Origin of the sequence: Tunicatimonas sp. (assembly GCF_049647865.1) — a bacterium.
In the GTDB taxonomy this organism is placed as follows: domain Bacteria; phylum Bacteroidota; class Bacteroidia; order Cytophagales; family Cyclobacteriaceae; genus Tunicatimonas.
In genome coordinates, this window is sequence record NZ_JBARYM010000829.1 from 1 (window position 1) to 9,576 (window position 9,576).

Genomic DNA, 9,576 nt, shown 5'->3' on the forward strand with positions numbered 1-9,576 from the left:
GAGTAGAAGACTCTCAAAAGTAAGAGAAGTAATCAATCCCGATGCTTCTCTTCTCAAATCACAGTTTTAGTACACCCAATCATTATTTAACCAAATTTAATTATGAAAACAGTTAAGCAATTTTTCACCACCGCACTATTGGCTAGTATTAGCCTGGGTGCCTATGCCCAGAGCATAGACAACGAAGTATTTATTGAGCAAGTTGGAGCCACTAACCAAGCCGATGTAGAAGTTGGCGTGTCCGGAGTTTCCCCTTTTGCTAGTTCAGCGGAAGACAATCTAGCGGATATTTACCAGGAAGGAGAAAGTAACGTAGCCTATATCGGCCAAGGCAACTTTGGAGGGAGCTCGGCTAATGACAACGAGGCTACTATTGCTCAAAAAGGCAATGGTAACGATGCGGCAATTCAGCAAGGAGTTGATATAGGCGGTGCTGATAAAAGCGTAGCAACTATCAGCCAAGATGGTAATGCTAACGAAGCAGACATTAACCAAGGAGCTTTAGGCTCATCGGAGAAAGATCAAGCCAGTGTTAAACAAATTGGCGATGGAAATGACGTACTTATCAGCCAAGGAGTCGATGGTAATTCCGAATTGAGTATGGCTTCTGTCTATCAGGAAGGAACCGATAACGTAGCCTACATTGCTCAAGGAGTTGATGGCGTATCGGAAGGAGACAAGGCTTCAATTCACCAGGAGGGTACGGCTAATGAAGCTGATATTAAGCAGGCTTTTCCCGGTATCTCGGAAGACAACCAAGCCGATATTAAGCAAGTTGGTGACGAAAATACTGCTACAATTTTTCAAGGGGCATTTGGGTCAGATCCTGCGGAATTGAATATCGCTGATATTTTTCAGCACGGTGATCTGAACCAAGCTACGATAAATCAGTATGGTGTCAGTGATCTGGCTAACATCAACCAGAGTGGAACCGGTAATATGGCGAATGTAACTATGGGTACACCCTGATTCCATTAGTCAGAAAATCAGACAAGAATGAAAAGAGCACTGAGCAGAAGCTAAACTTTTGTTTAGTGCCTTTTCATCTTTAAATATGCTTCGCCGCTTTTATACATTTTTTGTATCAACTCTATACCAACTTGGCTATGAAATTCCACTGGATATTGATATTCTGCTTATTACCCGCCCTATTACTAGCGCAAGCTCCAGCCGAAGAGGCGTTACTACAGCAGCTAACTACCCCGACTTTACCCTCGGTACAAAACGAAGTGCTAATCCAGCAGGTAGGAATAAATAATCAGGCTACGGTAGAGCAAACGGAAGCTCTACGTAATTACATTCGAGTGCAGCAAACGGGTGATACTCATCAGGTAGAAGTTCGTCAGCAGGGACAAGATAACCAGTGGGATATTACCCAGGAAGGCGAGCAGCACCGGTTTGAAGGTTCTATGATAGGTAATGATATTCAGGTGGAAGTACAACAGTACGGGCAGCAGAATACTATTCAGCAAGATTTAATGGGCAATGGAATGGATTATTCAATAACGCAGCAAGGCAGTCAGTTAGAACTAATTCAGATTGAACATAATTCTTTAGCACCTACCTACAGTGTGCAGCAACGAGGCATTGGCATGACGGTAATTATTGAGCAAGGCTATTCAATTCAATGAGCATTGAGCAATGTGTAATTTTTTAGATATGAAAGCTATATTACTAATATTAACAATGCACTTTATACTTCAGTCCAGCGAGCAGAAGGCGTGGATAGATCATACTGTGCAGAATGATCGCCTGAGTGTTCAGGGGAAATTTCTTAACCAGCGTACTGAAGCTGATACGCTGCGGTACGAACTTACTACCGTACGACAGGGGAAAGCAGGGAATACGCAGAGCAAACAAGCAGGGCAGTTTGTTGCTCCAACTAATGAAGAGGTTGTGATAACAAAAACGTCAGTTAGTATCCAGTCAGATGATACCTATACTATTCGACTTAAAATTTTTCGGGGAGATACTGTTTACATGCAAGACCAAGTTGTACACTAATAGAAAAAGAGACAACCAACCATGAAAAACTTATTAATGGCTATCGCGACTTTATTGCTAGTGGCTTGCCAAGAGACGACCATTGAACCCCAATTGTTCGGTAGCATCAGTGGAATAATTACGGATGATGCCGACCAGCCACTCGCATCGGCTATCATCGCCACTATTCCGCCCACCTCAATTACTAGGACGGATAGTATCGGACAATTTATTATTGAAGCGGTGCCGGAAGGGGAATACACGGTAACTGCTGAAAAGGGCGGTTATCTAAATGAAAATGCTAGTATTTTAGTAAATGCCACCCAATCTGCTCAATTAATAATAGGGCTAACTAAAAAGCAGGTTCCGTTAGGCTCGTTACAAGGAACATTGTTAGATGCCCTAACTAATGCGCCCATCGTTGGAGCTAATTTGACCACTCAACCACCTACCATAGCTTTACTGACCGACTCCAATGGGCAGTTCAGCGTAGATTCTCTGCCGGAAGGTAATTATACACTTATAGCTAAAAAAGCAGCCTATACCAAAGACAGCGTAGCCGTTGCCGTATCATCAGGTAAAGCTACCGAAGTTACGCTACTGATGGAGCCAAAAACCACTACCGCTTTTAACGTGCCAGTTCAGCCGCTACCTGCCGCTCGGTCGGAAGGGCACACTGACTCAGTTACGCTACGTTGGGGCATTGAAAACCGGCAGGCCGAAGCTGATCTTCAGTTTGAAGTGCTACTATACCGATCAGACGGAGCGGAGAAACAGCAAGTAGCTTCTCAGTTGTTAGATACTTTGTTGGAGGTTGGTAATCTATCGTGGAATACTACGTATTTTTGGCAGGTAGTTGCTCATGATCAGCAAGGTAATACTACTACTGGAGAATTGTGGAGCTTTACTACTCAGTCATTTCCTGAAGTTACTTACCTTTTCAGCCGAGCCGCTGATAACAATGCCGAAATATATGCAGCTGATGCCAATAATCAGCATGTTATCCGGCTCACCGATCATCCGGCCCACGATGGCTACCCTCGCTTAAGTCCCAATCGGCAGTTGATTGCTTTCGTTTCAGATCGAGATGGCAAACAGCAACTATTCACCATGAAGACCGATGGTAGCGAAGTAAGCCAAGTGACTACTTTACCCTTAGCCGGTTATCACCAATACGGTGAAGGCTACTGCTGGTCGCCCGATGGGGGGCAACTACTTTACGCTCACTACAATAAACTCTTCCGTATTAACCGGGATGGAACTAATCTTACTGAAATCGCTACGGCTCCCGAGGGCTATCACTTTAAGTCCGTAGATTGGTCCGGAGCGAACGGCAAAATGGTAGCCCAAACCGTGAGCAGCGACATTAGTGATACTAAATTTTATCTAATGGATGAAGACGGAAGTAATCCAGTAGCTTTGTTGGATAGTATGACTAATCGTTTAGAATCACCTACCTTTTCTATCGATGGTCAGCAATTGTTGTTCACTCAGGATGTGTCGGGCTTTGAATCGCCTATCGGACGGCAGTTAGATGTCCGCATCTTCACGTTAAATATAGCTACTAACCAAGTCACAGATTTATCTGCTAATAAACCGACTGGCTTCAATGATTTGAATCCGCGATTTTCGCCTAATGGAGCTCAAATAGTATTTGAACATACCTCTAACGAGAAAGGTGCTCCCAAAGCAGTTTGGACAATGGACTATAACGGGCAAAACCGCCAGCAATTATTTACTGAAGCGATGATGCCCGATATGTAGATGTTACAGCGAAGCCGTTATTTGTAATGTTAATTTACCGCGTCGGAGGTATTAGACTGCCCCGCTGTTTGGAAGTACCGAGCTTCTTTAATGGTTTTTTCTTGCTGGCTCTCTGGATCAGGGTAAGTTCGTTCGTGTACGTCAATAGATACTTCTTTGCCCATTAGTTCTTGGGTGTCTACTTCCTCTTTTTCAATACCTACCGCCTTAAAGAATTCGGCCATAATTGGCTGCCCGGGTTCGCTCAGATAAAAACGATGATTGACAAAACCGTCTTCGTTCTCGAAGCGACAGTTAAAAAAAGGAACGCCTTTGTTCTCGCTCTTACCTTCTGTTACTTCAGTAATGGTGGTAGTATGGCGTCCGTTCGCTAAAAATGGTTTTTCTTCTACTTGTACTTTCATAATTATAATATTTAGAAGTAGAACTAATTTCAATATTCTTTGTTTGAGTTTTTTATTCTTTTTTTAAGAAAAAAGATAGGAATTTAAAACAACTTTTGTTCATATTATTCGAAAACCTTTCATAGAGCTAGGTAAAACTGTTTTTTCTAATCTGTGGTCTTTTTATTGCTGAGTAGCTTAATAGCAAATTACTACGTAACTGCCTTTATTATAATGAGATAATAGAATAATCTAATTGACTCAATAAGGGCAAGTAATAACAGATTTCATGCTATAGGGATATTGACCTGATAGTATTTTCAAGTGTAAGCAAATTCATATGTTCAAAATAATTACTCGGGAGAACATTAATAGCCTCTTATTAGGAGTAGTAGCACTATTAATATTACTGAACGGGATCAGCACGTTTCGTAATAACCATATCATTATTCAAAACAACCAGCTACGAGAACGAATTACACTGGCTAAGCAGGTTACTGCCTCCGTACTTACCCGAATTATACAAGCTACGGATGTAGCAGTGCGTGGTTACGCTATTACTGAGGAAGAGGTTTACATCAATGCTTTTGAATATCTTTATAAGAAGCAGATCAATATCTACGCAGAGATCATCGATCATTTACAAGCATTAAATATTGAGGTTAGCAGTATCAGAAAATTGGAAAGTTCTACACTCTCGTATATTGATTTTTCAATGGAAATGATTGAACAGGTAAAAGTGGGAAACACCGATAAGTTTAAACAAATGTTGGAAGAGGGGCGCGGAGATGAACTATACGAAGTATACGTAGCGGCAAGTAATGAAGTATTCACCCAGATGGATCAGTTAAACGAAGAAGCAACCAATAGTTATGACACCGCATTGAAGTGGAATAAATGGCTACAAGTAATTCTTTTGATAACTAGCTTGCCGACCATAGTTTCTGTAATACTAAGAATTAAAAAAGAGTCTAAAGGTAGAAATAAGCTATATGAGAAATTAGCTGAGAATAACCACACATATTTATTTAATCCAGGCCAAACGGCTGATGATAAACAGCACAATACACTAGAAAATGTCTTGGATAATTCAATACAGAACATGCAGCAAGCTTCAGACTTTGTCACCCAGATTGCTGACGGAGATTATAATGTACAGTGGAACGGGCTGAATGAGAAGAATGAAGCGCTAAATAATACAACTTTGGCGGGGGCCTTACTAAGAATGCGCCAAAAAATGAATGATATTAAGGAGGCTGATCAGAAGAACCTCTGGATGACTAGAGGACTAACTGAGTTTTCTAAACTAGTTCGGGATCATGGTCAAGACTTTAAAAGTTTTGTTAACCAATCTACCACCTACCTGGTAAAATATTTGAACAGCCAGCAAGGGGGGTTATTTGTAGTATCTCATAATAATACTACCTACTTACAACTTGAGGCTTGTTATGCTTTTAACAAAGAGAAGTTCGTAGAAAAAAGAGTAGAAGTTGGACAAGGGCTAGTTGGACAAGCGTATCTGGAAAAAAAGCCTGCCGTACTAACCAAAGTACCTCAGGGGTACACTCAAATAACATCTGGCTTAGGGGATGCTACTCCCAACTGCCTAATTGTTATGCCCTTTCAGTACAATGAGAAAGTAGAAGCGGTGTTTGAGATTGCTTCTTTTGATGTGCTGGAACCACATCAGCAGGAGTTTTTGACTAGAGCTGGTGAGTTTATGGCTTCAGCTTTGGTTAGCTTAAAAATGAGTAAACAGCAACCGGAAATTGCGAGTGAGGCTCAATAATACTATTTGAGTAGTCACCCATCTCCAGCTCACACGTATAGCTGTACTAGTCGTATATCCGCTATTCACGTAGCCTCAGTAATTTAATAAATATTTAGAAGATTAAGCATATCTTTATACATAGAATTTTGATGTATTGCAAAACTATGTATATTGCAGTATGAATTCTACCGAACTACTTAAGGGTACGCTTAGTACAATTATTCTCAAATTACTAGCTGACCACGGTAAAATGTACGGCTACGAGATCACTCAGAAGGTGAAAGCGCTAACCGACGATAAAATTCTCATCAAAGAAGGCTCCCTTTATCCGGCGTTACACAAGCTATTGAAAGATGGTTTGGTGGAGGTAGAAACGGTAAATGTCGGGAAGCGAGTACGTAAATACTACGCTATCACTCAGCAAGGACAGACTAAAAAGCAGTTGCAGTTTGACGAACTTAAAGACTTCATGCAAACGATTCAACAACTGATATTTCCCCAACCAAAGCAATTGTCTGCCTATGCTAAGTGACGAGCATTTAGAGCAAATTCGGCAGGAGATTGAGCGGAGCAGTCTATCCATATCAATGGTAAAAGAAGATTTGCTAGACCATTTTTGCTGTGCGGTAGAAAGTAAAATGGAGGAAGGGCATACTTTTGAAAGTGCCTATCATTCAGCTTGGAAGAAGATTTGTCCCAATGGCTTGAATGAAATCCAAGAAGAAACTATATATCTATTAAATGAACCAAAAATAGTCGCTATGAAAAGAGTTATGTATTCTATTGGACTAGTTGCTTCGGTGTGTATTAGTATCGGTTGGTTATTTACTTTGCTAAACTGGCCCGGTGGTAATAAGTTATTTTCGTACGGTTTCTTAGGCTTTGCCCTGATCTTTTTGCCCATGTTTGCGCTAAACCGTTACAAAGCCAGTGTAGGTAAAGTCATGACAGAAAGGCTTAAAATTATTTTGGGTCTCTTCAGTGCCATCATTACCGGATTATCGGTGCTTTTCAAACTGATGCACTGGCCGGGAGCTGCTATGTTACTGATAGCAGGAATAAGTTTGTTTAGCATCGGATTCTTACCATTCCTGTTCTTTGGGATGTATAAAAAGGCAGTTGAATAGAATTAATGCAACAATTTGGAAGAGATGCAGCGTAGATGGGGCAGATTAGTTCACGTGTTATTCATTCTTTTAGCACTAACAATTAGACTCGATTTTCCCTACCGGGTACTACCTACACTGATGAAGTCATTAACGTTGAAAAAGAACTACAGCGGTACTACAATGCTGCTCGCAACTATCATTATTCGTACCAAATACTTACGACTAACCACCGCTTTTTTGTTGTCAAGAAGTTTGCCCAAACGATGCAGATAGGTTAGGTCATTGATAGTAGCGTAGGTTTATTGATTCAGCCACAAGTCGATAACTTGGTCGATTTCGTCACGATAACCTACTTTCCAAACGTTGGCGGCTATAGCGATAACCAGATCGCTTTCGGGATAGATTTTGATGCTGCCTTTTCCCCCAATAGCCGTGCCCCCGTGCCCGTAATTGGGATCAGATAAATCAGCCGACCGGGCCCAACCGAGGGCATACGCATGGTATTCGCCACTATTGAGTTGGAGGGGCTGCGTAAATAACTGTTTAGTACTTTCACTCACAATTTGGTTTTTATGAAAAGCCCAAGCAAATGTTGCCATATCTTCAGTAGTGGAAAGCAAGCCGCCGCCGGCCCACTTATAGCTGTTATCCACAAAGTCGGTATTGATGACCGAGCTTGAAACAGTATCGTATTGGTAAGGTTCACTACGCCCAACAATAACACTATCAGTAAAATCTGCTATGGTGTGGTGCATACCTAGTGGGGTAAATATGGATTTATCTAAGTAACTTAGATAATCGCTGCCCGATGCTCCTTCAATAACTGCAGAGAGTGTATTATATCCGAAGCTGGAATAGCGGAACTTTTCTCCTGGCTCAAACAGTAGCGAATCATCCTGAAACATGGTGAGACTTTCTTTTACCGAACCAAAGAATTTCTGATTCCAGTACTCCTCAGGTTCGCTACTGTAGTGACGAATACCACTGGTATGACTGGCTAAATGCCTGACTGTAATAGGGTATCTCTTTTTGGGAAAGTAGGGAACGTACTGGTGAATCTTGTCGTCTAGGTTCAGTTGATTCTGTTCGTACAACTTAGCTACTGCGGTAGAAGTTAATGGCTTAGATACACTGCCTACTCGGAACAAGGTAGTAGCTGGATCTACCTTCGTTTGATTTTCCAGATCGGCAAAGCCGAAACCTTCACTCCACACCGTATCTCCTCGTTGGATAACAGTAATAGCCATACCAACCACATGCTTTTCCGCCATCATTTTCTTGATGATCGTCTGGCATTCCGTAATTTTACTACTACTTATATTCTGACTAAAGCTAGAAACAGTAAATGTGCCCAGAATGCCAGCTATCAATAAAAGTCTGACTACTGGTTTTTTTTTAAGTAGTTGTTGCATTGGTATAGTATGGTTTAGTTCTGTGACCACTAAAATTACTTCAGCATACTTGAATATCCTACTAATCTATTGCTCTTCCCTAGTGACTATAAATGATTGTCGCTATTTATCAGCATGATAAATAGCGTGCTAATGCGGTTGTGTATATTGCTGTAGTTACCGGCGGCAAACACTATATTAGGGATTCGGGTTACGTATGCTTCACTATTAGGTATGGTAATGTTCTCCGCCAGATCAACTTCTTCATTCTAATAGAATATTTCATAAAACTTGGCTAGCATCGTCTTGACTAATGTCTTTCAGGATTATAATGCGTTCTTGAGTTTCTTCCCCCATCAATGGCTTCTTCTATATCATCAAGCTTAGTGTGCAGCTTTGATCGTATATCTAAGTAGAAATACTATTTATGTAGATTTAAGATCAGAAGGAATAGGATCTTGCTCTTTTTACAACTGACTGAGGAGCCTAACTTTAAAGAAAAATAGTAGCTATGTCTGCTTTGCATCGGAATGTATTACTTTTAGGCACCCAAATTTCAATTATCAACCTATGAGTGTTTTTACAATCATTACCATTCTGGTAGTTCTTTCGTCCATTTTCGCTTATATCAATGTGCGCTTGTTACGGTTGCCAACCACCATTGGTCTGATGATTATGGCCATTGTTTTAACGCTAATCGTACTGCTGATTGGGTCATTTAACCCTAAATTCACCGCTTCCGCTGAAGAAATTATGCGGAGTATTGACCTCAGTGATCTTATACTGAATGTTATGCTGAGCTTCCTGCTATTTGCTGGCGCGCTACACACCGACTGGGGGAGGTTAAAGGAGCAAGCAGCCCCCATTATTACGTTTGCCACCATTGGAGTGCTAGCGTCTACCTTTGTAGTAGGCACCCTGTTCTTTTGGGTTTCTAACCATCTCATTGGCTACGAAATCGGCTATATTTACTGTCTGTTGTTCGGAGCTCTTATTTCTCCTACCGACCCAATAGCAGTACTCGGCATCCTAAAGAAAATTGGCGTACCCAAGCAATTGGAAGTGAAATTTGTCGGTGAGTCACTATTTAATGATGGGGTAGGAGTGGTGATTTTTCTTACGCTATTCAGTATTGCTGAGCGAGGAATTGAGAACGTAGGCGCTGGTGAAATCGG

10 protein-coding genes are annotated in these 9,576 nt (G+C 41.3%); 8 read left to right on the top strand and 2 right to left on the bottom strand.

All coding sequences use genetic code 11. From position 1 onward, the window contains the following. Nucleotides 1-102 precede the first annotated feature (102 nt). The 4 genes from WBA23_RS23930 to WBA23_RS23945 all read left to right on the top strand — a co-directional run bounded on the left by WBA23_RS23930 (nucleotide 103) and on the right by WBA23_RS23945 (nucleotide 3,747). Nucleotides 103-969, top strand: a complete 867-nt coding sequence (locus WBA23_RS23930; RefSeq protein ID WP_424584797.1) for a hypothetical protein — start codon at nucleotides 103-105, stop codon at nucleotides 967-969. Nucleotides 970-1,106: 137 nt separating this feature from the next. Next, nucleotides 1,107-1,631, top strand: coding sequence for a hypothetical protein (locus tag WBA23_RS23935; RefSeq protein ID WP_424584798.1), 525 nt, complete (start codon nucleotides 1,107-1,109; stop codon nucleotides 1,629-1,631). Between the two features lie 28 nt (nucleotides 1,632-1,659). Continuing rightward, nucleotides 1,660-2,004, top strand: coding sequence for a curli-like amyloid fiber formation chaperone CsgH (gene csgH / locus WBA23_RS23940; RefSeq protein WP_424584799.1), 345 nt, complete (start codon nucleotides 1,660-1,662; stop codon nucleotides 2,002-2,004). Nucleotides 2,005-2,025: 21 nt separating this feature from the next. Further along, nucleotides 2,026-3,747: a carboxypeptidase regulatory-like domain-containing protein gene (locus WBA23_RS23945; RefSeq protein WP_424584800.1), complete on the top strand. Its 1,722-nt coding sequence runs from the start codon at nucleotides 2,026-2,028 to the stop codon at nucleotides 3,745-3,747. 29 nt (nucleotides 3,748-3,776) lie between these two features. On the opposite strand, the gene WBA23_RS23950 is transcribed toward WBA23_RS23945, so the two are convergent. Next, nucleotides 3,777-4,151 (bottom strand): hypothetical protein, encoded by a 375-nt coding sequence (locus WBA23_RS23950; RefSeq protein WP_424584801.1) that lies wholly within the window; start codon nucleotides 4,149-4,151, stop codon nucleotides 3,777-3,779. 319 nt (nucleotides 4,152-4,470) lie between these two features. Here WBA23_RS23950 and WBA23_RS23955 point away from each other — a divergent pair, with 319 nt between their 5' ends. The 3 genes from WBA23_RS23955 to WBA23_RS23965 all read left to right on the top strand — a co-directional run bounded on the left by WBA23_RS23955 (nucleotide 4,471) and on the right by WBA23_RS23965 (nucleotide 7,028). After that, entirely contained in the window at nucleotides 4,471-5,919 is a 1,449-nt protein-coding gene (locus WBA23_RS23955; RefSeq protein WP_424584802.1) for a GAF domain-containing protein, read from the top strand. A gap of 160 nt (nucleotides 5,920-6,079) precedes the next feature. Further along, nucleotides 6,080-6,433, top strand: a complete 354-nt coding sequence (locus WBA23_RS23960; RefSeq protein WP_424584803.1) for a PadR family transcriptional regulator — start codon at nucleotides 6,080-6,082, stop codon at nucleotides 6,431-6,433. Beyond that, nucleotides 6,423-7,028 (top strand): hypothetical protein, encoded by a 606-nt coding sequence (locus WBA23_RS23965; RefSeq protein WP_424584804.1) that lies wholly within the window; start codon nucleotides 6,423-6,425, stop codon nucleotides 7,026-7,028. The genes WBA23_RS23960 and WBA23_RS23965 overlap by 11 nt, the downstream gene beginning before the upstream one ends. Nucleotides 7,029-7,309: 281 nt before the next feature. On the opposite strand, the gene WBA23_RS23970 is transcribed toward WBA23_RS23965, so the two are convergent. Further along, nucleotides 7,310-8,422, bottom strand: a complete 1,113-nt coding sequence (locus WBA23_RS23970) for a serine hydrolase domain-containing protein (RefSeq protein WP_424584805.1) — start codon at nucleotides 8,420-8,422, stop codon at nucleotides 7,310-7,312. Nucleotides 8,423-8,971: 549 nt separating this feature from the next. On the opposite strand from WBA23_RS23970, the gene WBA23_RS23975 reads away from it, so the two are divergent. Next, nucleotides 8,972-9,576 (top strand): cation:proton antiporter (locus WBA23_RS23975; protein WP_424584806.1); only part of this gene is annotated, 605 nt, incomplete at its 3' end.

Bases quoted from the DNA above. Each gene is read 5' to 3' on its own strand.
- WBA23_RS23930 (WP_424584797.1), top strand. From the start codon at position 103: ATGAAAACAGTTAAGCAATTTTTCACCACCGCACTATTGGCTAGTATT.
- WBA23_RS23935 (WP_424584798.1), top strand. From the start codon at position 1,107: ATGAAATTCCACTGGATATTGATATTCTGCTTATTACCCGCCCTATTA.
- csgH (WP_424584799.1), top strand. From the start codon at position 1,660: ATGAAAGCTATATTACTAATATTAACAATGCACTTTATACTTCAGTCC.
- WBA23_RS23945 (WP_424584800.1), top strand. From the start codon at position 2,026: ATGAAAAACTTATTAATGGCTATCGCGACTTTATTGCTAGTGGCTTGC.
- WBA23_RS23950 (WP_424584801.1), bottom strand. From the start codon at position 4,151: ATGAAAGTACAAGTAGAAGAAAAACCATTTTTAGCGAACGGACGCCAT.
- WBA23_RS23955 (WP_424584802.1), top strand. From the start codon at position 4,471: ATGTTCAAAATAATTACTCGGGAGAACATTAATAGCCTCTTATTAGGA.
- WBA23_RS23960 (WP_424584803.1), top strand. From the start codon at position 6,080: ATGAATTCTACCGAACTACTTAAGGGTACGCTTAGTACAATTATTCTC.
- WBA23_RS23965 (WP_424584804.1), top strand. From the start codon at position 6,423: ATGCTAAGTGACGAGCATTTAGAGCAAATTCGGCAGGAGATTGAGCGG.
- WBA23_RS23970 (WP_424584805.1), bottom strand. From the start codon at position 8,422: ATGCAACAACTACTTAAAAAAAAACCAGTAGTCAGACTTTTATTGATA.